The organism is Actinomyces ruminis (assembly GCF_002154335.2).
Lineage (GTDB): Bacteria > Actinomycetota > Actinomycetes > Actinomycetales > Actinomycetaceae > Actinomyces > Actinomyces ruminis.
Genome location: NZ_MTPX02000082.1, coordinates 30,960 through 56,615, shown reverse-complemented (window position 1 = coordinate 56,615; position 25,656 = coordinate 30,960). Strand labels below are relative to the sequence as shown.

24 protein-coding genes and 2 pseudogenes are annotated in these 25,656 nt (G+C 67.9%); 13 read left to right on the top strand and 13 right to left on the bottom strand.

The window, feature by feature from the left end; genetic code table 11:
- Positions 1 to 146 precede the first annotated feature (146 nt).
- From BW737_RS14820 to BW737_RS17105, 3 genes are read right to left on the bottom strand one after another with little or no spacing between them, the layout of a single operon-like run.
- Positions 147 to 566 (bottom strand): SDR family NAD(P)-dependent oxidoreductase, encoded by a 420-nt coding sequence (locus BW737_RS14820; RefSeq protein WP_086614662.1) that lies wholly within the window; start codon positions 564 to 566, stop codon positions 147 to 149.
- Entirely contained in the window at positions 563 to 1,288 is a 726-nt protein-coding gene (locus tag BW737_RS14815) for an NAD(P)H-binding protein (RefSeq protein WP_257210921.1), read from the bottom strand. Before BW737_RS14815 ends, BW737_RS14820 begins: the two co-directional genes overlap by 4 nt.
- Positions 1,288 to 1,431: a hypothetical protein gene (locus tag BW737_RS17105; protein ID WP_218961937.1), complete on the bottom strand. Its 144-nt coding sequence runs from the start codon at positions 1,429 to 1,431 to the stop codon at positions 1,288 to 1,290. The genes BW737_RS14815 and BW737_RS17105 overlap by 1 nt, the downstream gene beginning before the upstream one ends.
- Before the next feature lie 125 nt (positions 1,432 to 1,556).
- On the opposite strand from BW737_RS17105, the gene BW737_RS14810 reads away from it, so the two are divergent.
- Both BW737_RS14810 and BW737_RS14805 read left to right on the top strand, forming a co-directional pair.
- Positions 1,557 to 1,886: a TetR/AcrR family transcriptional regulator gene (locus BW737_RS14810; protein WP_086614663.1), complete on the top strand. Its 330-nt coding sequence runs from the start codon at positions 1,557 to 1,559 to the stop codon at positions 1,884 to 1,886.
- A gap of 29 nt (positions 1,887 to 1,915) precedes the next feature.
- Complete coding sequence (locus tag BW737_RS14805) at positions 1,916 to 2,137, top strand: SbtR family transcriptional regulator (RefSeq protein ID WP_143233410.1); 222 nt, start codon at positions 1,916 to 1,918, stop codon at positions 2,135 to 2,137.
- Positions 2,138 to 2,323: 186 nt separating this feature from the next.
- Here BW737_RS14805 and BW737_RS14800 read toward each other — a convergent pair whose 3' ends face one another.
- From BW737_RS14800 to BW737_RS14780, 5 genes are all read right to left on the bottom strand, one after another.
- On the bottom strand, positions 2,324 to 3,331 hold the full coding sequence (locus tag BW737_RS14800; protein ID WP_086614665.1) for an aldo/keto reductase: 1,008 nt from the start codon (positions 3,329 to 3,331) through the stop codon (positions 2,324 to 2,326).
- Positions 3,332 to 3,343: 12 nt separating this feature from the next.
- On the bottom strand, positions 3,344 to 3,676 hold the full coding sequence (locus BW737_RS14795; RefSeq protein WP_086614666.1) for a carboxymuconolactone decarboxylase family protein: 333 nt from the start codon (positions 3,674 to 3,676) through the stop codon (positions 3,344 to 3,346).
- Between the two features lie 47 nt (positions 3,677 to 3,723).
- On the bottom strand, positions 3,724 to 4,398 hold the full coding sequence (locus BW737_RS14790) for an aldo/keto reductase (protein ID WP_257210911.1): 675 nt from the start codon (positions 4,396 to 4,398) through the stop codon (positions 3,724 to 3,726).
- Between the two features lie 324 nt (positions 4,399 to 4,722).
- Positions 4,723 to 4,938, bottom strand: a complete 216-nt coding sequence (locus BW737_RS14785) for a hypothetical protein (RefSeq protein ID WP_086614667.1) — start codon at positions 4,936 to 4,938, stop codon at positions 4,723 to 4,725.
- Positions 4,935 to 5,600: an aldo/keto reductase gene (locus BW737_RS14780; protein WP_086614668.1), complete on the bottom strand. Its 666-nt coding sequence runs from the start codon at positions 5,598 to 5,600 to the stop codon at positions 4,935 to 4,937. Before BW737_RS14780 ends, BW737_RS14785 begins: the two co-directional genes overlap by 4 nt.
- A gap of 117 nt (positions 5,601 to 5,717) precedes the next feature.
- Between BW737_RS14780 and BW737_RS14775 the strand changes: the two genes are divergently transcribed.
- On the top strand, positions 5,718 to 6,596 hold the full coding sequence (locus BW737_RS14775) for a LysR family transcriptional regulator (protein ID WP_257210910.1): 879 nt from the start codon (positions 5,718 to 5,720) through the stop codon (positions 6,594 to 6,596).
- Positions 6,597 to 7,566: 970 nt separating this feature from the next.
- Here the strand turns inward: BW737_RS14775 and BW737_RS19060 are convergent.
- Positions 7,567 to 7,893, bottom strand: coding sequence for a hypothetical protein (locus tag BW737_RS19060; protein WP_257210924.1), 327 nt, complete (start codon positions 7,891 to 7,893; stop codon positions 7,567 to 7,569).
- A 196-nt stretch (positions 7,894 to 8,089) separates the two neighbouring features.
- Positions 8,090 to 8,137, bottom strand: a pseudogene (locus tag BW737_RS19055) (hypothetical protein); the annotation flags it as partial.
- A 438-nt stretch (positions 8,138 to 8,575) separates the two neighbouring features.
- Here BW737_RS19055 and BW737_RS19050 point away from each other — a divergent pair.
- Positions 8,576 to 9,232 carry an alpha/beta hydrolase gene (locus BW737_RS19050; protein WP_257210909.1) on the top strand — a complete coding sequence of 219 codons (657 nt, stop codon included), beginning with the start codon at positions 8,576 to 8,578 and terminating at the stop codon, positions 9,230 to 9,232.
- Positions 9,163 to 9,525: an alpha/beta hydrolase family protein gene (locus BW737_RS19045; RefSeq protein WP_257210908.1), complete on the top strand. Its 363-nt coding sequence runs from the start codon at positions 9,163 to 9,165 to the stop codon at positions 9,523 to 9,525. The genes BW737_RS19050 and BW737_RS19045 overlap by 70 nt, the downstream gene beginning before the upstream one ends.
- 52 nt (positions 9,526 to 9,577) lie before the next feature.
- Here BW737_RS19045 and BW737_RS14760 read toward each other — a convergent pair whose 3' ends face one another.
- Positions 9,578 to 11,005 carry an MATE family efflux transporter gene (locus tag BW737_RS14760; protein WP_218961936.1) on the bottom strand — a complete coding sequence of 476 codons (1,428 nt, stop codon included), beginning with the start codon at positions 11,003 to 11,005 and terminating at the stop codon, positions 9,578 to 9,580.
- Entirely contained in the window at positions 11,002 to 11,451 is a 450-nt protein-coding gene (locus tag BW737_RS14755; RefSeq protein WP_180272246.1) for a MarR family winged helix-turn-helix transcriptional regulator, read from the bottom strand. The genes BW737_RS14760 and BW737_RS14755 overlap by 4 nt, the downstream gene beginning before the upstream one ends.
- Positions 11,452 to 11,732: 281 nt before the next feature.
- On the opposite strand from BW737_RS14755, the gene BW737_RS14750 reads away from it, so the two are divergent.
- Together BW737_RS14750 and BW737_RS14745 are read left to right on the top strand one after the other, a co-directional pair.
- A complete protein-coding gene (locus BW737_RS14750; RefSeq protein ID WP_180272245.1) occupies positions 11,733 to 14,192 on the top strand; it encodes a glycoside hydrolase family 3 N-terminal domain-containing protein in 2,460 nt (819 codons plus the stop codon).
- Positions 14,193 to 14,438: 246 nt separating this feature from the next.
- Positions 14,439 to 15,209 (top strand): carboxymuconolactone decarboxylase family protein, encoded by a 771-nt coding sequence (locus tag BW737_RS14745; protein ID WP_086614670.1) that lies wholly within the window; start codon positions 14,439 to 14,441, stop codon positions 15,207 to 15,209.
- 223 nt (positions 15,210 to 15,432) lie between these two features.
- On the opposite strand, the gene BW737_RS14740 is transcribed toward BW737_RS14745, so the two are convergent.
- Entirely contained in the window at positions 15,433 to 16,359 is a 927-nt protein-coding gene (locus tag BW737_RS14740) for a GIY-YIG nuclease family protein (protein ID WP_086614671.1), read from the bottom strand.
- A gap of 381 nt (positions 16,360 to 16,740) precedes the next feature.
- On the opposite strand from BW737_RS14740, the gene BW737_RS14735 reads away from it, so the two are divergent.
- The 6 genes and pseudogenes from BW737_RS14735 to BW737_RS14705 all read left to right on the top strand — a co-directional run bounded on the left by BW737_RS14735 (position 16,741) and on the right by BW737_RS14705 (position 25,621).
- On the top strand, positions 16,741 to 18,141 hold the full coding sequence (locus BW737_RS14735; RefSeq protein WP_143233408.1) for a hypothetical protein: 1,401 nt from the start codon (positions 16,741 to 16,743) through the stop codon (positions 18,139 to 18,141).
- 172 nt (positions 18,142 to 18,313) lie between these two features.
- Positions 18,314 to 18,811, top strand: coding sequence for a hypothetical protein (locus tag BW737_RS14730; RefSeq protein ID WP_086614673.1), 498 nt, complete (start codon positions 18,314 to 18,316; stop codon positions 18,809 to 18,811).
- A gap of 32 nt (positions 18,812 to 18,843) precedes the next feature.
- Positions 18,844 to 19,380 (top strand): methylated-DNA--[protein]-cysteine S-methyltransferase, encoded by a 537-nt coding sequence (locus tag BW737_RS14725; RefSeq protein ID WP_086614674.1) that lies wholly within the window; start codon positions 18,844 to 18,846, stop codon positions 19,378 to 19,380.
- Positions 19,381 to 19,548: 168 nt separating this feature from the next.
- A complete protein-coding gene (locus BW737_RS14720) occupies positions 19,549 to 20,265 on the top strand; it encodes an alpha/beta hydrolase family protein (protein ID WP_257210907.1) in 717 nt (238 codons plus the stop codon).
- Positions 20,266 to 20,557: 292 nt separating this feature from the next.
- Positions 20,558 to 24,046, top strand: a pseudogene (locus BW737_RS14715) (ABC transporter ATP-binding protein/permease).
- 57 nt (positions 24,047 to 24,103) lie between these two features.
- Positions 24,104 to 25,621, top strand: a complete 1,518-nt coding sequence (locus tag BW737_RS14705) for an alpha-amylase (RefSeq protein WP_086614677.1) — start codon at positions 24,104 to 24,106, stop codon at positions 25,619 to 25,621.
- Positions 25,622 to 25,656: the final 35 nt, after the last annotated feature.

Sequence of the window (25,656 nt, the reverse complement as noted above, 5' to 3'; positions counted from 1 at the left end):
GCAGAACCTGGCCTGATACTGGTTCGAGTCCGGCGGCTGGTTCCCGCTCGGTTGAATAACCCGAGCGTGCCCACGGCAGGCGGTCCTGAGCAATCGTCGTTGGGGCGGCGCGTTCAGCGCGCCGCCCCAACGAGCGTCTAGAAGAACTAGGAGAAGTCGGGCAGGCCGCTTGCTGTCGAGATACCCCCGTCGATGGGCAGGACGGCTCCGGTGATGAAGCGCGCGTCCTGGCTGGCCAGGAAGGCCGTCGCGGCGGCGACGTCGTCCGGCCTGGCATGGCCGGGGAGGGCTTGGCGCTGCTCGCCTCGGGCGACCCACTCGCTGACCGGGGCGGTGGCGGCCAGGTCGTCAGGGACGGTCAGGGCCGGTGCGACGGCGTTGACCCGGATCCCCCACTTGCCCAGGTCGAAGGCCAATCCGCGCGTGAAATTGACGACGGCGCCCTTGGCGGCGAACCGTCGGGTGATGGCGCTACCGATGTTCCCCGCGCCCCCGGTGACCACGACGGTCCTTCCCGAGAATCTCCGCGGCGCTCCTGCCGGAGCCTCTGCCGTACTCGCACTCATGCCTGCGCCTCCAGGACCTGCCGGATGGTCTGCGCGAGCGGGATGAGCGGGCGGCCGACCAGTTGCGCCAGGTCTTGGGAGTCGGTCTCCATCTCCCCGGCCCGGATGGAGGCATCGGTTCCCACAACCAGTCCCGCACTGGCCCCCGCTCCGGCGGCCTCAAGCTCGGCCGTGTACTCGACGTCGGTCAGGTTACGGTGGGTGATGGTGCGGCCGGTGACATCGGACAGCGTGCGCGCGAACTCACCCAGAGTGAAGGAGGAACCGCCGAGCTCGTAGATGCGCGGAGTACCGGCCTCGGGTACGGCATCGTCGAGCAGGACCGTGGCGGCAGCGGCGGCGAAGTCGGCACGGGCTGCGCCGGAGATCCGTCCCTCACCGGTGGAGCCCACGACCTCCCCGGAGGCGAGGCTGCTGGGGATCAGGCGGGTGTAGACCTCGTGGTACCAGGCGTTGCGCAGGACCGTGGTCGGGATGCCGCTGGCGGCAAGGATGCGTTCGGTGGCGTAGTGCTCGGGGGCGAGCGGGTTGCTGCTGTGGTCGGCGTTGAGGATGGAGGTGTAGGCGATGTGGCCCACGCCGGCGTCCTGGGCGGATTCGATGATGTTGCGGTGTGCCGCGGAGGCTCCGGTGCCGGAAATGGAGATCAGCAGCAGGCGGTCCACGCCGTCCAGCGCGGCCCGCAGCGCCGTCGGGTCTGCGTAGTCCGCCCGGCGCACGATCAGGCCGCGCTCGGCCAGGTCGGTGGCCCGGGCGGGGTCGCGGACGATGGCGACGATCTGCCGGCGGGGACGTCACGGGAGAGGAGCTCGTCGATGGCGAGGCGTCCGAGGTTTCCGGAGGCGCCGGTGAGTGCGAGCAGCATGAGAGGTTTGCCTTTCTGGCGGCTGAGACGATGATTGAAAGCGGATCACTTGGTCCGCTTCAGGTGAGCGTAGCAGGCCTGAGCGGAAAGCGGAAATACCGGTCCGTATCGACTAGCATGGCGTCATGCCCAGTGCAGCAGTCACCCCGACCAGGAAGGACGCGGCCCGCAATCGCGCTAAGCTGCTGGCCTCCGCCGAGCGGCTTTTCAGCGCCGAGGGCCTGGCGGTCACACTCAAGGACGTCGCCCGGGACGCGGGAGTCGGCGTCGGCACGGTCTACCGGCACTTCCCCACGAAGGACGCCCTGGTCGCCGCGCTATTCGCCGAACAGCTTCAGCAGGAGGTGGAGCGGGCGCGTGCGACGGCACAGGCGGGCGACGCCTGGCGGGCGCTGGTCGACTACTTGGAGCAGACGATGCGCCTACAGGCATCCAACCGGGGCCTGCGTGCCTGATGTGTCCGGCCGGGTCAGTATTCGAGTCGGTGCGCGAGTGCAAAGCGCAGATCAATCCCTATCTTGAACAGGTGATAGAACTCGCGCACGCGCAGGGCACTCTGCGGTCCGACTGCACCGCCCGCGACATCGCCTACCTGCAGGTGGCGCTCGTCGGCATCATGGACGCCAGCCCGGACGACGCCCCCGACCTCTACCGCCGCCACTTGGCGCTGTTCCTCGACGGCGTGCGCACCGATCGGAGCCAGTAGCCGACGTCTACCAGCGGCGCGGCACGAACCCGGTACCGCTGCCGTTCACACCCGGCATGGGGCGCCGGCTGTTGGAGGACCGCGCCACCATTGAAGCTCGGGGGACCGGAACATGGTGAGCGTCCCATTTGGTACCGACCCGCGGCCCCTGGGCGCGCTCCGGGAGCCAACCATCCTTGGCGCGGATCAGCGCGGACGGTCCAGGAAGCTGCGTCCCTCGGACTCGTCGAAGCCACGGTGTCCGTGAATCTCGATGGCGGACAGTGCCCGTTCCAGGTCGGCCAGCTCCGCGGCGGTCAGTGTGACGTCTGCGGCGCCCAGGTTCTCCAGGATCCGCTCCCGGCGCTTCGAACCGGGGATCGGCACCACGTGCGGCCACTTGGCCAACATCCAGGCGAGGCTGATCTGCGCGCTGGTGGCCCCCTTGTCGGCGGCGAAGGTGGTCAGCAGGTCCACTAGTGGCTGATTGGCGGCGAGGTTGTCGGGCTGCAGCTGCGGGACCCAGTTGCGCACGTCGTCGTTCTTCTCGAAGCGCGTGGCGGTGGTGACCTTACCGGACAGCAGCCCGGACGCTATGGGGGAGAAGGGGACGACGCCGATGCCCTCCTCGGCGCAGAACGGCAGCACCTCGGCCTCGATGCCGCGCTCGACCAAGGAGTAAATGTTCTGCACGGCAGCCAGGGGCGTGACCTGGTGGGCGGCGCGAATCACCGGCACGTCCACCTGCGACAGTCCCCAGCCGCGAATGAGACCTTCTGCAATGAGCGCGCCCATACCCGCGGCCACGTCCTCGATCGGCACCTCCGGGTTGATGCGGTGCAGGTAGTACAGGTCGACGCGGTCTGTGCCCAGGCGCTCAAGCGAGGCGGCCAGGTGCGCGTGCAGCGTGGCCTCGACGCCGTCGGCGCGCACCTCCTCGGTGGGCAGGTGCAGTTTGGTGGCCAGCACAACCTCGTCCCGGAAGGGCGCCACCGCCTTCCCAATGATGCGCTCGTTGTGGCCCCGGTTGGCCGGGTCGAGGTTGGGTCCGTAGGCCTCGGCGGTGTCGAAGAAGGTGCAGTCGGCGTCGAAGGCGGCGCGGATGGCGGCGATCGACTCCTCCTCGTCGGGGATGCGCCCGTAGCCGTGGGACAGTCCCATGCAGCCCATGCCGATCTCGGAGACCTCTAGGGTTCCCAGGTGGCGTGTTCTCATGCTCTGCCCCTCTCATTCCTCGGCGTCGTCGTCCCAGATCTCAGCGACCATGGGGAAGGTGCTCCAGGCCTTGGGCCAGCCGCAGTAGAAGGCGAGCTGGGTGACGATCTCTACGGCTTCCTCCCTTGTGATGCCGTGTGCCTTGCCGAGTTCGAGATGGGCGCGCAGCTGAGGGTACAGCCCCGCGGAGAAGAGGGCGGCGATGGTGATCATGGAGCGGTTGCGGGCACTGAGCTGTTCCTCGCGCGCCCAGACCTCCCCGAACAGTACGTCGTCGTTGAGAGCGGCGAACTGCGGGGCGAGGTCGCCCAGGTGGTCGCGACCGGCAGTCTGTTTCTCAGCCATAGTGTGTCTTCCTTCGTGCGTGGTTCGTGAGTAGTCGATCTCGGCCGTCAGTACAGCGAGCCGCCGCCGATCTGCTGCTTGACCATGTCGCGCAGCAGCCAGCCGACCACCTTCGGGTCGTAGTGGTCGAAGATCCGCGGCAGCGTGCCGTCGTCCAGGGCGGAGAAGGTGGCCAGGTCCTCCTCGCTCAGCTCGAAGTCGAAGACATCGAAGTTCTCCTCCATGCGGTTGCGGTGGGTGGACTTCGGGATGACCACGACGTCCTTCTGGATCAGTGCCCGCAGGATCACCTGGCCCGGCTTCTTGCCGTACTGGCTGCCGATCTCGGCCAGGGTCGGGTTGGCGAAGATGTTGTTCTGGCCCTCCGCGAAGGGCGCCCAGGCCTCGTGGACGACGCCGAGCTCGGCCATGACCGCGTGCGCGGCGTCCTGCTGACGGAAGGGGTGGGTCTCGATCTGGTTGACGGCCGGCGGGATCTCGGCCAGCGCGGCCACGTCCACCAGCCGCTCAGGGTAGAAGTTGGACACGCCGATGGCGCGCAGCTTGCCGGCCTTGTAGGCGTCCTCCATAGCCCGGTAGGCGCCCGGGTAGTCGCCCATCGCCTGGTGCAGCAGCATCAGGTCGATGTGGTCGGTGCCGAGCTTGTCCAGCGACTCGTCGATCGATGCGGTGGCGCGCTCGTAGTTCATGTTGGATACCCAGATCTTGGAGGTGATGAACACGTCCTCGCGCGGCAGGCCGCTCTTCGCAACGGCGGCGCCGACGCCTCCTCGTTGCCGTAGGCTGGGCGGTGTCGATGAGCCGGTAGCCGACCTCAAGGGCCTCGCTCACGCAGCGCTCGGTCTCCTCGGGCGGGGTCTGGAAGACGCCGTAGCCGAGCACGGGCATTTCGACGCCGTTGTTGAGGGTCTTGATGGGGACGGTGGTCATGAGTTGCCTCCTGAGGCGGGTGGTGAATCCGGGTTGCGGATCGCTGGATGTTCTGGTGCGGATGGTCGATCGGTGCGTGCGGCGGCTGGACGGCGAGGGCGCGCGAATCGGACGGGTCAGGCCTGCTGGGAGTAGTCCATGACCGTCGTCGTGAAGGCGGGCGGCTCGTCGGGGACTACGTAGTAGGGGGCCTGCGGGATCTCGTTGATCGCGGCGATCTCCGCCTGCGTCAGCTTCACGTCCAGGGCGGCGAGGTTGTCGGCCATGTGGGCGGGGTTCAGGGTCTTGGGGAAGGTGATGTTCTTCTCCGCCAGGTGCCAGGCCAGGATCACCTGGGCCGGGGTGCGCCGGTGCGCTGTGCGGCGGCTGCGATCGCGGGCTCTTCCAGCAGGGTCTTGTCGCCGTGGCCGAGCGGGTACCAGGCCTCCACCAGGATCTCGGCGCCGGCGGCCCGGTCCATCTGCGCCTTCAGTTCGTGCTGGTTCCAGCGCGGGTGGGCCTCCACCTGGTTCACGACCGGCTTGATGGTGGCGACGTCCAGGATCTCCTGGAACTTGGTGATGGGGAAGTTGGACAGGCCGATGGAACGGACCTTGCCCGCGGCTACGGCCTCCTCCATGGCCTTCCAGCCGGAGACGTACTCGCCGTAGGGCTGGTGGAACAGCAGCAGGTCCAGATAGTCCAGGCCCAGGCGCTCCAGGGTGGCGTCGATGTCCTTCACCGCCTGCTCATAGGGGTAGGACTGGGGGAACAGCTTGGAGGTGATGAACAGGTCCTCGCGCTTGACGGTGCCGGCGGCGATGGCGCCTCGCACCACCTCGCCGACGGCTACCTCATTGAAGTAGGCGTTGGCGGTGTCGATGTGTCGGTAGCCGAGTTCGAGGGCCTGCGGCAGGTGTTCGCGCACCTGGTCGGAGGTCATCTGGAAGACGCCGTAGCCCAGCGCCGGGATATCGATGCCATTGTGCATGGTGAAGGACGGGATGGTGGTCATGGTCTGCTCCTCGTATCGGCTTCGGGATCACAGGGTCGCTTCGGGTAAACCGTCGCGGTGTGCATAAGTCTTCGCCGTAAAGGCCCGGTATGTAAAATGCCAATATCGGAACTGTTAATGCGTCAGATGCATAAGCCGGGGGACTGGATGGACTTCGAGAAGCTGCGCCAACTGGAGACGATCGCGCGCGAGGGCACCCTCAGTGCCGCCGCCCGCTCCCTGCACCTGTCCCAGCCGGCGCTCAGCCGCTCGCTGCAACGCCTGGAGGCCGAGCTCGGCCAGCCCCTCTTCGACCGGCCCGGACGCCGCCTGGTGCTCAACGAGGCAGGACGCGTCGCCCTGGAGCACGCCGGCCGGCTCCTGCGTGAGGAGCAGGCGCTGCGCGCCGCCGTCGACGACGTCGCCCGCCGTACTCGGGCACTGCGCGTGGGCACCGTCGCCCCCGCGCCGCTGTGGCGGCTCACGGCCCTGATTGTTGAGCGCTTCCCCGGCCTGGTGCTCACCTCCCAGAGCCTCAGCCGGGAGGAGGTAGAGGAGGGGGTCGTGAGCGGAGAGCTGGACCTGGGCATCTCCCTGCGACCCCACCCGCTGCCGACCGTGCGCTCGGCCTGGCTGATGGTGGAGAACCTCGCCGTCGCCCTGCCCGCCGAGCATGCGCTCGCGGGCCGAAGCGAGGTGAGCGCCACCGAGCTCGACGGCGAGACCTTCCTGCTCCTGGCGGACATCGGCTTCTGGCGCGAGCGCTGTGACCGCTACCTGCCCCACTCCCAGTTCGTGGTGCAGGAGGACCACGGTGTCTTCGAACAACTCACCCGCAGCTCGTCGCTGCCGCACTTCATCACCGACGCGCCCGCGCTGTCCGCGCCCGGACCTGATCGCGTCGTCGTCCCCATTCGTGACGCCATGGCGCACGCCACCTTCTACCTGCTGCTGCGCTCGGGCGGCCGCAGCGAGGCGGCGGATGTCTTCGACTGGGTGCGCAGCCACACGGTCTGACTCGCTCCCTCCGCCGAGATCGGTAGAAGTGGTGCGGCGGCACGGATGAGGAGGTGGGGCGAGCAAGGAATAGCCGGCGTGTACTGCGCCATGGTCACGCGTTGCCGCCAAGGACACGCGTTTCGGACTTCTACACGTGCTTTACACCTGCAAAGCTTCAAATACTCGTGTCCCTGAGGAGAATCCGTGTGTGAGAGGCGAACTCGTGTGTGTAGACGCACGGCGGGAGGCCCTCGGCCAGGGGCGCGGCACGCGGGTCGGAGGGCGAGGCAGCTGCGCCGTTACCCTCCGATCCGCGTCTGATCACCCGCCCCGGTCTTCCTCGAGGGTCAATCCGGCTCTTCCGGTTTGTGGGTGTGGAGGTCAGGGTGGTGTGGTGTCTGGACTGTGGTTGCTTGCGGTTGGGCCGACTGGCCCGCGCCTACTTGGACCGTCTTGCTGCACTCGGACCGCCAGGCTGCACTCGGACCGCCAGGCTGCACCTGGACCGCCCCAGACGCACCCCCAGACGGTCCAACCGCAGATTCGCGGTCCAAGTAGGGGCCCGGGAACGGTGTGGGCGCTGGGCCCGGCTGGCCTCACCGCCGCCGACCAACGCCCCGGGCGCCGAGCCGAGAGTCCCAGGCGGGTCCAAGCCAGCTCCCCGGGGGTTGTGCTGTTGCACTCCGGGGCGACGCCAGGTGGGTGGGCCTGTCCACCCACGGTGGCCTGCCGTTGGTGCTCGTTCCCGTGCGTGGCGGCCCAAAGTGTCCAGGACCGGCATAAACGACCCCGACGTCGCTGGCAGCCGTGGGCGAAACGTTGGAATCATGCGGTTTCAGAAACGGCCTCAGCGGTCGTCGGCGGCCTTTGTGCCGAACTTGGACATTCCGCCCCACGGCGGGGGCACCCGGACATACACGCCACCAGCATCCAACCCACCAGGCCGGCAACACCCACCACCCACCACACCCACAAACTGGAAGAGCCGTCAATCCACCCAGATTCGCACCCGGTCTTCCTCGTCGGTGACGTCTATCAGGGTGCTCGGTCCGGCACTGTTCAGGGCGCTGTACGAGGTCGCCAGGAGCGCATTGAGGTCGATGCCGTGCGTGCCGACGGCGGTGCGCACCTGCGGCACGTTCGCGATGAGGGCCGCCAGCGCGGAGACCGCCTGCATGGGGAATGCTAGGTCGACATTGTTCTGCGGGCCCCGGACCTCGATGTGGAGGCTGCGCCCGGCCGTCCGGGGTGCTTGCCCGGCGCCCTCCGCCATGGGCTCGGGCCGCACCAGGGTGAAGCCGGTGGCTGCGGGCACAGCGGGCGACGACGCCGCTGGGGGTGATGCCGGCGACGGCGCTGGGAAGGGTGCGGCTGGGGAAGCGTCGGGGTGTCAACGGGTGCGCCGTCGTCGGGCACGGCGAGCAGCGCGTCGACGCTGGTGCCGAGCAGGCCGCCAGGGCGGGCAGGGTGGCCACGTCCGGGTAGTTCAGATCGTTCTCCCACTTGCTGACCGCCTGCGGGGTGACACTCATACGTTTGGCGAGCTGCTCCTGGGTCATGCCGCGTGCGAGCCGCAGCCTCGCGATATTGCGTCCGACCGACTGCTTCATGTATCTGCCTGCTTTCCAAAGTGTTGTGCGCCAGACCTGCTGGGCGTTGGTGTTTCGCCGGGTGCGGCGGGACGCCTGGCGACGTCGCAATCACGATGATGACGGGTCTGGTACGCGCAGCGGTAGCACGCGTTCGTTGATCACGGAATCCGCGAGTAGGAGTGCGGGCGCTTCGCCGACTCAACCGCTGGTTGAGTCGCTTGCAAGTCGGGGGATCTGCGGCGCGATGGAGGTACCAAGGGTGCCTGTTGTGGGCGCTCTACGCGGCGATAGGGTGTCTGCTGTGGGCCGATGATGGCAAAAGAGGCGGTCCTGACGTCGTGGAGGCGGCGCGCCCAGACCTGAGAGGAAACGAGAATGCCGATGAATCGCGCGGGAAGGAGACCAATGAGTAGAAGGGGCGCGCTGGGTCTGCTGGCGGGTGCTGGCACGATCGCCACGCTGGGAGCCTGTAGCGGCACACAGGGAGATGCTTCTGCGACCGGCACAGCCGCTTCGTCGGAGGCTGCGGGCGTACCCGAGGGCGTGCAGGAGGGGGCCTCCGCCGCCGCCCTGCCCTCGGATCTACCGACCTACGCCCATGAGACGCGCGAACTGACCTTGGAAAACAACGGGCAACTCATCTACGGCCTGGCCTACGTCCCCAATACCGGCCAGGAACGCGTGCCCCTGGTCATCTGCTCCCACGGGCTGACCGGCTCCTATCAAGACCTCGGGGCGACGGCCGAGGCGCTGGCCCAGTTGGGACTGGCCGCTTACTGCTTCGACTTCCGGGGCGGCGGCGGAACCATGAGCGAGGGTGAGATGACGGACATGTCGGTCATGACCGAGGTCGCCGACCTGGAGGCCGTCATGGATGCCGCCCGGTCCTGGGACTTCGTGGACCCGGAGCGGATCGTCTTGTTCGGCGCCAGCAGGGCGGTGCCGTCTCGGCCATCACCGCCTCCCGTCACGCGGATCGCGTGGCCGGCCTCATGCTGTGGTATCCGGCGTTCTCCATTACCGACGACCTGCACGATTTCTTCCCCTCCTTGGACCAGGTAGGAGACAGCTACTTCTACCGGTGGGTGACGCTCGGGCGCGTCTACGCCGAGGACATGTGGGATTACGACGTCTTCGCCGATATGGCCGGATACACGGACCCGGTCCTAATCGTTCACGGCAGTGCCGACGCGGTTGTGGACATCGCCTACTCCGAGCGAGCCGCCCAGACCTATCCCGATGCGGAGCTGGTCACCATCGACGGTGCGGGACACGGATTCACCGGTTCGGACTGGGAACAGGCCGTGTCCGCCGACGTCGACTACCTGCGCCGGGTCGGTATCCTGCCCGGCTGACCGTCTCCGCGGGCCTTATGGAGCAGTGCGAACGCAGGATGCACGGCCCGAATCACCTCTTCGGCAGTGGCGCGGCCATGGCGGCGGGGTGCCCAGGCGCAGGCGCTTTGGTCTGCTCCTCGGAGATGGTTCGGCGGTCTCGCAGTCCATACCGGGGTCCCAGCCAGTTGATGAGCGCGCCCACGGCCAGCGCGGCCATGGCCTCGGCCACGATGATTGCCGCCCAGATGCCCATGGGGCCCACGAGCCGCGGCAGCAGCAGGACCGAGGCCACCTCCAGGCCGAGGGTACGGCCCGCCGCCAGCGCTGCCGAGACGAGCCCGTTGCCCAGTGCGGTGAACAGCGACGAGCCGTACATGCTCACGCCCATTGGCAAGAAGGAGACTGAGAAGATGCGCAGGGCCGTCTCGGTCAGCGCCATGAGATCGTGGTCGTAGCCGGCGAAGATGAGCGCCAGCGGGTGCGCAAGCAGTTGGGAGGCGAGCAGCATCGCTGCCCCGGCGACGCCGAGTATGGCCAATGAGGTGCGCATCAGGCTGCGCTTCTCCGCGTCGTTGGCGGCGCCGTGCTGGTAGCTCATTAGCGGGGCCGCGCCCATGCAGAAGCCCTCGAAGATCGCGGTGAAGATCATGCTGAGGTACATGACCACGCCATAGGCGGCCACCCCGTCCTGGCCGATGAACTTAAGCAGTTGCAGGTTGTAGATGATGCTGACCACCGAGATGGCCACCACCGCCATCATCTCCGAGGAGCCGTTCACGCAGGCCCTGGCCAGCGCGGCCGGGTCCCGCGCGGGGCGCCCCAGCCTCAAGAGGCTTGGGTTGGGCCGTGCGAACCAGGCAAGCGGCACGAACCCGCCGATGAGCTCCGAGGTGACGGTGGCCCAGGCCGCTCCGGCCACCCCCCAGCCGAGGACCCCGACGAACAGCAGATCTAGTGACATGTTGGTCAGACCTGCGGTGAGCGTCACGTACAGGCCGAGTCGGGGCCGGCCCGCCGTGGAGGCGAAGGTCTGGAAGGCATACTGCAACATGTACGCCGGCAGTGAGACCATCAGGATCCGCCCGTACAGGACGCACATCTCCAGCAGCTGGCCGGATGCGCCCAGCATCTGGGCTACGGGCCGCATGGCCAGTGCGCCGATGAGCGCCAGCGCGGTGCCGGCGCCGAGCGTGACATAGACGATCATGGAGAAATAGCGGTTCGCCAGTTCGCCGTCGCCCCGGCCGCGGGTGTGGGAGATGAGTTCGCTGCCGCCCGAGCCCATCATGAAGCCGAGGGTGCCCAGGATCATGATGAACGGCATGATCAGGGTGATGGCGGCCAATGCCGTCTTGCCTGCGTAGTTCGAGACGAACAGGCCGTCGACGACCCCGTAGATAGAGGTGAATACCATCATCGCGATGGAGGGCAGGGTGTAGCGCAGTAGCTCGCGTGCGCTCAGGTGCCGTGACATGTCCATGGTCGTCTCCGTGGTCATCGCCGGCCTCCGGTACCGTCGAGCGCATTCACCAGGGCATCGGCGTAGCGTGGCAGCCCGGTGGAGAGGGTGGTGCGCTGCTGAGGCGACAGTGCGTCCAGGGCGGCCATCTCCGCGTCGATGATCGGGGTGACGCGGTTGGTCACGAGTTCTCGTCCCCGCTCTGTGAGAAAGATGTGAGTTGCTCGTCCCGGGCCCGTCTCCACACGTACCGTTCCGTTCTGCTGCAACCGCTTGATGGCGGAGTTGACCGTCTGTTTGCGTGTGAAGCACAGTTCGCACAGCTGCCTCTGCGAGCAGCCCTCACCTGCGACGTGTAGTGCGTAGAGGATGTCGAAGGCGGAGTCTGAGAGTCCGGCCGCGTGGGCGGCCCGGTGGTACGCCTCCTCAATGCGTTTGCTCGCGGCGTTGATGGTCTTCTGCAGTGAAAGCAGATCGGTGGTCATGGGTGCCTCCCAGCGCATCGTAAGTCCGAGATCGGACATAGTACACGACAGGCTCGCCGGACTGGGGCGGGGGTGGCGCTGTCCGCGGCCGCCGTGCCGCGGCGACCGATCTGGGCGTGTCACTTCTACCGATCTCGGCGCGTAACTTCTGCCGATCGCGGCGGGGGCGGGCGGGGTCTTCCCAAACAATGGACCGAGCGGTAGGATTGTGATCAGCGGGTGCTCTCCGAGGAGCGCGCGTACAACCTGACCCGACGGAGGGGCTCACAGTGGAGCAGAACATGAACCAGTACGAGATCGACCACCTGGCAACGGTGCGCGCGGGGGCGCCCGAATCCATGGTGCTGTTGAAGACCGACGGATCCTTCCCCCTGGCCGCCCCCGGCCGGCTCGCCCTGTACGGGGCCGGCGCGCGGCGCACCATCAAGGGCGGCACCGGCAGCGGCGACGTCAACTCCCGGCACGTCGTGTCGCTCGAGGAGGGCCTGGTCAGCGCCGGCTTCACCATCACCACCAAGTCCTGGCTGGACGCCTACGATGCCGTCGCCGAGGACAACCACCAGGCCTTCGTCGCCGACCTCAAGGCCCAGGCCAAGGCCGCGGGCGTGCCCGCGATCATGTTCGGCATGGGCGCCGTCGAGCCCGCCCCCGCCTTCGACCTGCCGCTCGACGGCGACGGTGAGGCCGCCATCTACGTCGTCGCCCGCGACTCCGGCGAGGGCAACGACCGCCACCCCGAGGCGGGAGACGTGAAGCTCACCGACTCCGAGATCCGCGACATCACCGCACTCGCCGCCAAGTTCGACAAGTTCCTGCTGGTGCTCAACGTCGGCGGCGTCGTCGACCTGACGCCGGTTAAGGACGTGCGCAACATCCTCCTGCTCTCCCAGCTGGGTGCCGCAATCGGCGACGCCTTCGCCGACGTCCTGCTCGGCAAGAGCTACCCCTCCGGCAAGCTGTCCACCACCTGGGCTGCCTGGGAGGACTACTCCACCGAGGGCGACTTCGGCGACCCCGATGACACCCACTACAGCGAGGGCGTGTACGTCGGCTACCGCTACTTCGACTCGGTCGGCGTCGCCCCGATCTTCCCGTTCGGCTACGGCCTGGGCTACACGACCTTCGCCATCGGCGCCCCCGAGGCCAGCGCTGCCGGCTCCAAGATCACCGTCAAGACCACCGTCACCAACACCGGCGCCGCCGCGGGCAAGGAGGTCGTCCAGGTCTACGTCTCCGTGCCCGCCGGTGACCTCGACCAGCCCTACCAGGCCCTGGCCGGCTTCGCCAAAACCGAAGAGCTGGCCGCAGGTGCCAGCCAGGACGTCACGGTCACCTTCGACCTGACCGACATCGCCTCCTACGACGCCGCCAAGGCCGCCACCGTGCTCGAGGCCGGCGACTACGTGGTCCGCGTCGGCGCCTCCAGCCGCGACACGGTGCCCGCCGCGGTCGTCCAGCTGGCCGAGACGGCGATCGTCCGCCAGCTGCACAACGTCCTGGGCGAGCCCGGCTTCACCGACTTCAAGCCCGCCGCCCCGACCGCCGTCGAGGTTCCCGCCGACGCCCCGCGGCTGACCGTGGCCGCCGCGGACCTGCGGCGCGAGGATACTCACGCCCCCGTGGACCTGAGCGAGGCCCTGGACTTCGTGGAGGACCTGTCCGACGACGAGCTGTCCTACATCGTGCTCGGCCAGTACGCCGACACCGCGGACAAGCAGTCCATCATCGGTCAGGCCTCTCAGGCGCTCGTCGGCGCCGCCGGCCAGACAACCACCCGCTTCGCCGGCCTGCCCTCGCTGGTCATGCCCGACGGCCCCGCCGGCCTGCGCCTCACGCCCCAGGTGGGCGAGGACGCCGACGGCAAGTTCCCCCTCGGTGAGGCCCTGGGTGGCCTGTTCGCCGAGCTCATGGACGCCGAGTCCATCGCCGCGCTCGGCGGTGAGGCCGACGACGCCGCAGCCGAGCGCACCCCGGAACGCACCTACGAGCAGTACGCCACCGCCATCCCGATCGGCACGGCCATCGCCCAGTCCTGGAACCCGGCGCTGGCCGAGTCCTACGGCGACCTGGTCGGCGCAGAGATGGACCACTTCGGCGCCCACCTGTGGCTCGCCCCGGCCTTCAACCTGCACCGCACCATCCTGTGCGGGCGCAACTTCGAGTACCTGTCCGAGGACCCGCTGCTGGCCGGGCGCATGGCCGCCGGCATCACCCGCGGCGTCCAGGCCCACCCGGGACGCGGCGTCACCGTCAAGCACTTTGCCTTCAACAACCAGGAGACCAACCGGCTGAACTCTTGCAGCCACGTCTCCCAGCGGGCCGCCCGCGACCTGTACCTGCGCAGCTTCGAGATCGTCGTCCGTGAGGCCCAGCCCCACGCCATCATGACCTCCTACAACCTGGTCAACGGTGTGCACACCTCCGAGTCCGCGGAGCTGCTGGAGACCATCCTGCGCGAGGAGTGGGGTTACGAGGGTCTGGTCATGACCGACTGGGTGGTCTACTCCATGACCCGCACCGACCTGAAGTACCCCCGCGCCACCGCCGCGGCCACCATCAAGGCCGGCAACGAGCTGTTCATGCCCGGCTGCGAGGAGGACCGTCAGGACATCCTGGCCGCCCTGCGCGGTGAGTCGGAGTCCGGCGCGGTCCTCACCCGCGCCGAGCTGGCCAAGCAGGCCGCCCGGGTGGTGCGTATGGCTCACCTGCTGGGCGACGTCGCCGCCGCCCCGGAGGTCTGAGCCGGCCCTCACCGGTTGCCCGGACCGGGCCAGGGCCGGGCAACCGATGCGGCGGATCTGCTGAACCCGGCCGCCCGTACGGCGATCGGGCGGCACTGACAGGCCCCGGTGGACACCCCCTCAGGTGTGTCCGCCGGGGTCGGCGCCGTGCCAGGATCATGCCCGAGTCCCGCCGAGGGCGTCGTCGGCCCCGCGCCCCGGCGCGGAACAACCAAGCAGAATCCGAACGAGTCCCAAGGAGACCCCATGGCACTGACCCCCGAGGCGATCGAGACCTTCACCCGCCTGTTCGGCGTCGAGCCCCAGCCCAGCCACACCGACCCCGAGCTCATGGAGACCCTCCAGAACCACATCTTCGGCGAGGTCTTCTCCGCCGGCGTGCTCACCGACGTCGAGCGCGAGCTGATCACCGTCACCTGCCTGGCCTCCATGCAGACCCTGCCGCAGCTGCGCGCCCACGCGGCCGCCGCGCTCAACGTCGGGGCCACCCCCGAGCAGCTGCGCGAGGTCATCTACCAGTGCCAGCCCTACATCGGCTACCCCAAGACTCTCAACGCCATCGGCGTGGTCAACGAGGTGCTCACCGAGCGGGGCGTCGAGCTGCCCCTGCCGGGCGCCGCCACGATCGCCTACGAGGACCGGGACGAGGCCGGCGCGGCCATCCAGATCCCCCTGTATGGGGACGAGGTCAAGGCCGTCTTCGCCGCCCTGCCCGAGCCCTTCGACACCCAGGTGCCCCACCTACTCACCGCCATCGGCTTCGGGGAGGTCGAGTCCCGCGGCGTGCTGAGCGTGGCCGAGCGGGAGATCATCAGCCTGGTGGCCATCGCCGCCATCGGCGCCGCCACCCAGCTCACGCCGCACGTGGCCGGGGCGATCAAGGCCGGCAACACCCGGCAGAAGGTCGCCGCCGCCCTGGTGCAGGCCATGCCCTACATCGGCGGCCCCTACGCCCTGTCCGGCCTGGTGCTGGTGGCCAAGTACGACGCCAACGCCTCCTCGGAGGCGTACCGGTAATGCGACACTGGTGCCTTGCGTCGCGGCCTCAGCGGATGACTCGCCGCCCTCCCCTCACCGAGATCGGTAGATATAACCGTCGAAGTCGGTCGATGTAGCCGCTAAGGCGCGGTTGGGTGCGCGTGCTGTGCGGCTAGCCGCAGGGTCGCCGGTAGGTAGATCCGTAGTCGGCACGGTTTCTCTGGATCGCCTTGGGCGGACGCTCCAGAGAAACCGGGCTGGCTCACCTCGGCCAGTAGAAGGCGCCCTGTTTGCGTTTCTCGGATGGAATCCAGTGGCCGTACGGGCCGACAAGCTCGTCGAACAGCGGTCCGCTGTCAACGATTTCAAACTGGAAAGCGCTGCGCTGAGTCCCGTTAGGATATTTCTGCGGTTCCCAAGACTCGGGTTTGATCCTCAGGAGTGCGCGTGTGACGCCGCGATGCACCGCAACGGCGTATTCGATCCCACTGTTTTTTACTCTAGTGATGCTAAGAGGCCACCACCCGCAGGCGGACTCTCCGATCTTCTGGTAATTCTCCTCGCGTTTCTCGCGAGTCAGCCATTCTGATCGGAACCCATGACCATAACGCTTGTAGCCTCCGGGCATATCTTCCCCATCGGGAGTCTCTGTCCAACCTCCGAGTTTGATTGTCAACAGTGGGCCGGGGTAGGTGAGCTCGGGTGCCGCCTTCTCGGCGATCAGGTCATCGAGAAGCACTGCCCCGTGGCCGCGGTTAAGCTCGCGCCGAGCATTCGTTAGCTGCTCCTTCTTTAAGCCGTCAGGGTGGCGCAATGATCCGTCGGTGATCGGTGTGATCGGCATGGATCGGAGCAGGTCTATGCAGACCGCCTCAGCTGCCGTGTATTCGACATCGTTCATGCCATAACGCAGAATCCATATCTGGGGCTCACGCTCGTCGGCGCGGATGTCTCGGATCTTCTGCACCTTTTTACTTACCGTGTCTTGAGTGTCTTCCTCGTCCTCCTTCTCCTCTGGTTTTGTGAGCATCGCTTCCCAGCCGTGTGCGCCAAACCGTTCACCTCTCCCCTTGCCCACATAAAAGGGGACTCCGTCTCGCGGGTCAACGAGCATATAGACGTAGCGGCCAAGCTCGTCCGCAACTTGGGACCGGACGGCTGGATCGATCTTGGTGGACGCTGAGGTCATGCCGGTTCCTTCTGGTACTTGGACGTCGGTGTCAGACGGGTATGGGTGGATGATGACGGCAGAGCGCCTTAGTTGGCCATGGCGAGAGAGCGTAGGGCTCGTTGCTGGATGTCAGGGTAGCAGTCGTGAACGCTGGTAGTCCTTCTGGCCGCTGTTGTTGTTATAGCCGTTGTTAAACGGCTCGTCTTGGGGATGGTGCTCTTTCGCCGGGGCTGTGCCGGTTGTTTTGCATGACGGGGGTGACTGGGTTTCCGGTCCGAGGCGGCCCGGATCGGGCTGAGGCGCTGGTTCGGGCCGGTGTTGGGCAGCGTAAGGGACCGAGCGCTGCCCATGGGCTAACGCCCCCGAGTTCGTGTCGGACCTGCGCCATACTCTGGCTTCATGACCGGTATGGAGGGCTTCACGCCCAGATCAGCGATGGACCCAGATCAGGGTCGAGTGCGGCGTGCTCGCGAGAAGGCGCGGCTTTCGGGACGGATGGGTCTGCTCGGCTCCGCGTGCAGCCTGGTTCCGTCGCAGCTCCTGGACCCCGCCGCCGAACCGGTGGTGATCAACGAGGCGAGCGTGGCGGTAGCGATCGTCTCCGATCGTTCTCCGCTCACGCAGGCACGTGACGCAGCAGCCCGGGGCGACCTGCGCGGAGCCACGCTCGTGGTGCCGCCGGAGCTGAACGAGGCGGAGTTGACCACCGTGCTCGTCAACGCCCTGTGCGTTCCCGTGCGCGCAAGCCGCCTCAACGTTGTCGTACCCGTCATCGCTGGGCAACAGGCGCCCGGTGCGGCTGATCCCCAGGCGCCGACGGCGTCGCTGCTCACCCGAGTGCGGCAGGTGCTGTCCAGGCATCCGGTGCGTGACTCGGGCAACCTCGCGGCTGGACGTGGTGGGCAGGGCTACACCCTGCCCGAGAAGGCGACGATCCTTCACGCCGGCACGGCGGCCGGCCCCGAGCGCGACCGGGCGCTGGTGCAGGTAGCCGATGACGTCGTCGGCCCCGTGGACTGGGAGCGCTGGGCAGGCGTAGGACGCACGGTTCGTACAGACCTGGATGCCTTCTTCGAGGGCCAGCTGTGCCTGCGCCGGAGTGATCCGTGGATCCGTGCTCTCCTTACCGCGCTTGAGCGCGACGCCGGTATCGTGGGGGAGCGGCGAGTGGCCGAGGAACTCACCGTCCATGCCGTCCTCACCGGCAATCTCCTGCGTGAGCCCTCCGGCCTTACCGCGGCGGAATACCGCACCAGGGGACCTCGGGACGCCGAGAGCATGCGCTCGCTGCTCGAGCTCATCCAGGCACCAATGCCCAACGAGCGGATTCTCGAGCTGCTCGCTCCGCTGGATGACCTGCGCTCCCTGGTCCAACGCCGAAGCTGGATCAATCCCGACCTCCACTTTGTGATGGCCCTCCTGGACGAGCTCGTCGAGAACTTCCTCACCCCCGTCTTTCCCGAGGCCATGAGCAGGATCAACGCCCCGCTGCCTGACGCGCTCGCAGACGCTCTCATATGGGCCGCCGATGAGATGGCCCTGCGCTATCTGCGCCCCTTCGGCCTGCGCAACCCTGAGCACGCCCACGTCCTCGACCCAATGGCCGGGGCGGGTGAACTCATCTCGCGCTTCTTGATTCCCGGAGCCGTCAGTCAGCAGACGGCGAAGACCGTGTGGTCTCGCGGCGGCGCCTACACGATCAGTTCCGGTGTCATGTCCAGGTTCCTCGCCAACGCGCGGATCGATACCGCATGGGAGGCGCAGGGCCGGCCGACCATCCACTCGGCTGGGACTCCATAGACGGTCCCCGTCTCCAGCTGCCACTGCGGGTCCTCGCGGATCCGCTGCTTCTGGACCTGCCTGCACTGGGTCCGGCGCCAAAGCGCCTGTACTCGGCCACCTACCTCTTCAGCCCACGTGGTTCGAGCAGGACGAGTTCGACAAGGCCGCCATCTGCCACTACCCGCCCCACGTGATCGTCTGCAACCCGCCCCGCGGGCAAGCAGCCGCCGAGGTGCCGGAGTCTCGGTACGCCGGTCTGGACGCCAGGCTCGCAGCCGCATACGACGCCGCCGGAGCTCCAATACCGGCCAACATGGATACGCGCATACTGACCTGGGCGTGCGAGCACATCCCCGACTACGGGGTCGTCGCCCTCGTCGTCAGTGCTGCACTGATTGAGGACCCGGAATACGCCGGGCTCCGGCACCGCCTCGTGGCGCAGATGGATAGCATCCGCGTAATCGATCCCAGGGACACAGGGGACGTCGCCCCTCCGTATCAGGACACGATCCTCCTCATCGCCGCTCACAACGGCGAACCGACCGACGAGTGCAACATCCTGTACTACCGGGGCATGCCCGATCCGAAGAACTGGGAGCAAGGATGGCAGCCGATCACCCCCGCGAGTGACGGCGCATGGCGCATTCCTCGGCCGTCTGCTTCCGGTTGCCGCCGTCGAGCTCAGTGATGCGAGTACAGTCATTGACTGTGTTGCGAGCCATGAAGTACCTCAGCGCTTTCAACTCGCCGCTCGGCCCCATGACGCTGGCCGCTGCCACGGGGGAGGGACTGCCCGAGGGCGGCGCCGTCGTCGGCGCCTGGTTCGACAGGCAGAACCACGACCGCGCCGGGCTGGCCGACGATGCGCTGACCGTGGCCGCGGGCGACCCGGCCGAGCCCGCGGCGCTGGCGCAGGCCCGCACCTGGCTGGAGCGCTACTTCGCCGCCGCGGACCCCGGGCCGACCCCCGCCCTGGCGCCGGCCGGCACCGAATTCCAGCAGCGCGTGTGGGCGCAGCTGCGCACCATCCCGCGCGGACGCACCACCACCTACGGGCGCATCGCCGCCGACCTCGCCGCCGAGACCGGCCGCCCCACCTCCGCCCGCGCCGTCGGCTCCGCCGTGGGCCGCAACCCCATCAGCGTGCTCGTGCCCTGCCATCGAGTGCTCGGGGCGAACGGGGCGCTGACCGGCTACGCGGGCGGGCCCGAGCGCAAGGCCGCCCTGCTGCGGCTGGAAGGAGTGACGGTCGCATGAGCGTCTGCGCTGTTACTGTGGGTGACTCCGCGCGCCTCGAGGCTCGCGACGGGCGCCCATGACTGCGGCCACCGGCGCCAGCGGGTACGACTACCTGGCCCGTGAGTTGACCGCACCGGTCCCCGCCACGCACGTCGACCCGGGCGGCTCGTCCACGCCCTGGCCTATGTGCCTCGCGCCGCCGCAGCCGGACGGGCGCGTGCCCCGCTGGTGGTGTGCTGTCACGGGCTGGGGGAGTCCGGGCTGCGGGTCGCCCCGGTGGCGCAGCGCCTGGCCGCCGCGGGCGCCGTCGCCATTGCCCCGCATTTCCGCGGGGGAGGGGCACCCACGGCCGGTCCAACCACCGCCATGACCGTCGGCACCGAGGTGGCCGACCTGGAGGCGGTGCTGGAGGCGGCCCGGGCTTGGCCCTTCGTGGACACCTCCCGCATTGCCCTGTTCGGCCGCAGCCAGGGCGGGCTCGTCGCCATGGAGGCGGCCGCTGCCCGCCCGGCGCAGATCGCGGCGCTGGCGCTGTGGTATCCGGCGCTCGCCGCTCCGGCCGCCGTGCGGCGTCGCTTCGGACGCCTCGGCGCGGTGCCGGAGACCTTCACCTCCCACGTCGACGGCCGCGACATCGTGCTTGGACGGGACTTCGCTCGTGAGCTGTGGGGCCGGGACGTCGAGGCGGACATGCGCCGCTACCACGCCCCGGTGCTGCTGGTACACGGTGACGCAGACGCCGACGTGCCGCTGGCCGTCTCCCAGGCGGCCGCACGCACCCTCCCCGACGCCCGCCTGGAGCGCATCCCGGGCGCCGGCCACGGCTTCGCGGATGCGGACTTCGAGACGGCGGTGGAGCGCACCGTGGACTTCCTGGCCTGGACCGGTGTCCTGGAGGACTGAGGCAGAGATCGTCGTCCGGTGCGGGCGCGCCGGCGCGGTCCTGGCCGCCCTGCGGAGCGGCTGATTGTCTGAATCGGTCACAAACGCGCTTCCGGGTCCGGATGGCTGTTTGCGGATCGTTGGAATCATGCGGTTTTGGAGCCGGGGTGGGGCGTCGGATCTGGCGTTTGTGACCGTTTGCGACAATGTTCGGCCGACGCGCCCCATGACTGGATGCGGGCGGCGCAGCTTTGTTGGTTCTTTCAGGAAAACGTCATAGGGTCTGGGACTCGACCCCCGCTCCGGAGAGCCCATGCTTGAGCTGCACGAGATAACCAAGTCCTACCGCACCGCCTCCCTCGACCAGACCGCCCTCGATGGCGTGACCGTGTCCTTCCGGGACAACGAGTTCGTCGCCGTGCTCGGCCAATCCGGCAGCGGCAAGACCACCATGCTCAACATCATCGGCGGCCTGGACCACTTCGACTCCGGTGATCTGGTCATCGACGGCATCTCCACCAAGGACTACCGCAGCCGCGACTGGGACGCCTACCGCAACAACCGCATCGGCTTCGTCTTCCAGTCCTACAACCTGATCCCGCACCAGAGCGTGCTGGCCAACGTAGAACTCGCCCTGACTCTGACCGGCGTCTCCCGCGGAGAGCGGCGCCGCCGTGCCCTGGAGGCCCTCGACCAGGTGGGGCTGTCCGAGCACGTGCACAAGCGGCCGAACCAGCTGTCCGGCGGCCAGATGCAGCGTGTCGCCATCGCCCGCGCCTGATCAATGACCCGGAGATCCTGCTGGCCGACGAACCCACCGGCGCCCTGGACTCAACCACCTCCATCCAGGTGATGGACCTGCTGCGCGAGGTCGCCTCCGACCGGCTGGTCATCATGGTCACCCACAACCCCGAGCTAGCCCACGACTACGCCACCCGCATCGTCGAGCTCGCCGACGGGCGCATCACCTCCGACACCGCGCCCTACCAGCCTGCGGCCGACGACGCCCGCGAGGCCCGCTCGCCGCGCCGCACCCGCATGGGGCCGCTCACCGCGCTGTCGCTGTCCTTCAGCAATCTGATGACCAAGAAGGGCCGCACCCTGATGACCTCCTTCGCGGGGTCCATCGGCATCATCGGCATTGCCCTGATCCTGGCGCTGGCCAACGGGGTCAACGCCTACATCGCACGCACCGAGGAGGAGACGCTCTCCTCCTACCCACTCCAGATCGAGCGGCTGGGCATGGACTACACCTCCCTGATCGCCCAGGCCACCGAGACCACCACACAGGACGACCTGCCCGACGGCGTCGTGGGGGAGCGGCGCACCCTGAGCAACATGCTCGCTCCGCCAACACCAACGACCTGGCCTCCCTCAAATCCTATTTGGACGCCGACGGCGGCAACATTGACGCCTACACCAACGCCATCGAGTACCTCTACGACGTCACCCCGCAGCTGTACCTACCGGTCGACGCCGACTCCACCGGACAGATGCCCACCCAGGTCAACCCAGACACGGCCTTCGCCAGCTTCGGCGCCATGACGACCACCATGCAAATGACCGCCTTTCAGCAGCTGGCCACCGACACGGACCTGTATGCCGATCAATACGACCTCGCCGCCGGCCGCTGGCCTACCGCATACAACGAGCTGGTCATCGTCCTTCCCGAGGACGGCCGCATGAGTGACCTGACCGAGTACGCACTCGGCCTACGCGAGCACAATGAGCTGGAGCAGTTGGTGCAGACCTATGTGTCGGGAATGACGGGCAGCATGTACAGCACCACTACGACCGGCGGCGCGATGACCACGGGCTCAGCCACCGACGGCGTGGCCGCAGCTTCCGCGAACGCGACAACAGCGGCGACGGCGGGCTCCGCGACCGCCACTGCCAGCCCGACTTCCACCGCTGCCGTCGACTCGGCCGACTCCGATGCAGAGCGCACCTACGCCTACAACGACCTGATCGGGCGCACCCTGAGCCTCGTCCCCGCCTACGAGCGCTACGCCTACGACGCTGACTACGGCGTCTGGACCGACAAGTCCACCGATGCCGCCTTCATGTCCGATCTGGTGGCCAACGGCGAAACCATGACCGTGGTCGGCATCGTGCGTGCGGAAGGCGCCCAGGCCTCTCTCACTCCCGGGGTCTACTACACCCCCGCGCTGACCGAGCACCTGGTGGAACAGGCCGCGGACTCCGAGATCGTCAAGGCCCAGCTGGCGGACCCGGAGGTGGACGTGTTCACCGGCAAGACCTTCGCGGAGGAGGCCGACGCAACCGGCGACACCGAGTTCGACTTCGCCAACCTGTTCAACATCGACGAGTCCCAGCTGCGGGCCGCCTTCCAGATCGACCCCAGCGCCCTGGACATCTCCGGCATGGACCTGTCGGGCATCGACCTGTCCGGCCTGGACACCACCCAGATGGACTTCTCCGCCCTGGACCTGTCTGGGCTGGCCAATGCCCAGCCCGACATTGACCTGTCGAACCTGGATCTGTCCTCGCTCAGCCTGACCGACCTGGAGGAGCAGTTCCCGCAGCTCGCCGACGTCGACTACGTAACCCTGATCACGCAGGCCCTGTCCGACGGCGTCATCAAGGAGGGCGCCGACGAACAGGTCGCCACCATGATGAACGGCTGATCGCCGACTTCACCGACTACTACGCCGAACACGTGTCCGGGGAGGACCCCGACGATCCCGCAGCCGACCCGGACCTGGGCACGCTCGTGACCGACTACCTCTCCCAGGAGGATGTGCAGCGCACCATCGCGCAGACCCTCGGCTCCGACGAGGTCATCGACTCGACCAAACTCACCGAGAACCTGACCGCTGCGCTGGGCGCCGACCCTGCCGTCGCCGACATCTCCGACGCCGTGCGCGACCAGCTGGTGGCCGAGATCGGGTCCCAGGTTGCCGGCGCCGTCACCAGCTCCATCACCGACGCCCTGTCCAGCGCCGTGCAGCAGGCCATGGCCACCGCCATGAGCCAGATGATGACCGCCATCCAGACCCAGATCACTGCTCAGATCGAGGCCGCCACCACGCAGTTGGTCACCAACCTGGCCGACGCCGTCAGCGTGGACCCGGACGCCTTCGCGCAGGCCTTCCAACTGGACATGACCCCGGAGGAACTCAGCCAGCTGCTGGCCACCCTGGTGACCACCGAGCCCGCCACCTACGAGTCCAACCTGACCGCGCTGGGCTGGGCGGACCTGGACAACCCCAGCGAGATCGACATCTACCCCAAGGACTTCGAGGCCAAGGATTCGGTCAAGCAGATCCTGGAGGACTACAACGCCCAGCAGGTGGCCGCCGGAGATGACGACAAGGTCATCACCTACACCGACGTGGTCGGGGTCCTGATGAGTTCGGTGACCCGGATCGTCAACATCATCTCCTGGATGCTGATCGCCTTTGTGGCCATCTCCCTGGTGGTCTCCTCCATCATGATCGCCATCATCACTTACATCTCGGTGCTGGAGCGCCGCAAGGAGATCGGCATCCTGCGGGCGGTGGGTGCCTCCCGCTCGGACATCCGCCACGTGTTCAACGCCGAGACCGTCATCGAGGGACTCATGGCCGGCCTCATGGGCGTGGGCATCACCCTGCTGGTGAGCCTGCCCCTGAACGCCTTCATCTACGGGCGCTTCGGCGTGGAGTCCATCGCCCGGCTGCCGGTGCGTGCCGGGGTGATCCTGGTGCTGATCTCCGTGGGCCTGACCGTGCTGGCCGGCCTGGTCCCGTCTGGCAAGGCGGCCCGGGAGGACCCGGTGGAGGCGCTGCGCTCTGAGTGAAGCCGACCGCGGGCCCGGCCCGCGGTGGCCGCGGCACCCCTCCGGTAGGCTGCCCCTGTGAGCGACAGCACGACCCTTGGCTTCGGTGGGCGCGAGAACCCGATCCTGCTGCAGGGATTCGCCTGGGACCTTGCCGCCGACTCCAGCCACTGGCGCTACCTTGCGGACAATGCCTCGCTGATCGCCGACTCCGGCGTCACCGCCATCTGGCTGCCACCCGCCTATAAGGGGCAGGCCGGCGTCAACGACGTCGGCTATGGCGTCTACGACACCTACGATCTGGGCGAATTCGACCAGAAGGGCACCATCCCCACCAAGTACGGCACCAAGGACGAGTACGTCGCCGCCGTTGCGTCCCTGCGCGCCGCCGGCATGACCGTACTTGCAGACATCGTCCTGAACCACCGGATGGGCGCCGATGGCGCCGAGGAGGTGTGTGCCACCGAGGTCGACGCCGCCGACCGTCGCAAGCCCATCGCCGACCCGGCCACCATCACCGCCTGGACCCGCTTCACCTTTCCCGGCCGGGACGGCACCTACTCGGACTTCACCTGGGACCACACCTGCTTCCTGGGCACCGACTGGGATGAACGCACCCGGCGCAACGGCGTGTGGCTGTTCGAGGGCAAGGAGTGGAACGAGGACGTCACCGATGAGCTCGGCAACTTCGACTACCTCATGGGCGCCGACGTCGACCTGAACAACCCGCGCGTATCCGACGAGCTGATCCGCTGGGGCCGCTGGTACCTGCAGACCACCGGCGTCGACGGCGTGCGCCTGGATGCCCTGAAGCACATGAGCCGCGAGTTCTACCGCCGCTGGCTGCCCGCCCTGCGCGAGGCCACCGGCCGGGAGGTGCCCGCCGTGGGCGAGTTCTGGTCCCGCGACGCTGCGGAGCTGTGCGCCTACCTGGGCGAGGAGCCGATCATGAGCATGTTCGACACCCCGCTGCACTACCGGCTGTACCACGCCTCCTTCAAGGACCGCTTCGACCTGTCGAAGATTTTCGAGCACACCCTGGTGGAGGCCGACCCCGACCACGCCATCACCTTCGTGGAGAATCACGACACTCAGCCCGGCCAGTCCCTGCAGTCGTTCGTCGAGCCCGGCTTCAAGCCGGCCGCCTACGCACTGATCCTGCTGCGCCAGGCCGGCACCCCCTGCGTGTTCTGGGGTGATCTGTTCGGCACGCCGGAAACCGGCGACCTGTCCGCCTGCGTCGAGTTGCCCCTGCTCATGCGCCTGCGCCGCAGTCTCGCCTTCGGCCCGCAGCACGACGTCTTCAACGCCGCCGACCTGGTCGGCTTCACCCGCGAGGGTGACGACGCCCACCCCGGGTCCGGGCTCGCCGTCGTCCTGTCCACGGGCGTGGCCGCCAGCAAGCGCCTGTACGCCGGTGCCCGCCACGCGGGGGAGCGATGGATCTGCGCGATCGGAGGGCATGGGGCGGTCACCATCGGCGGGGACGGCAGTGCCGAGTTCCCCGTTAGTGAGACGGGTCTGTCGGTGTACGTGCCGGCCTCCGCCCGCCCGATCATTGACCGCGGCATGACCCGACTGGTCCGCGTACGCTGAAGGCGTTGGCCCGCCGGCCTACCGCACTCAAGGAG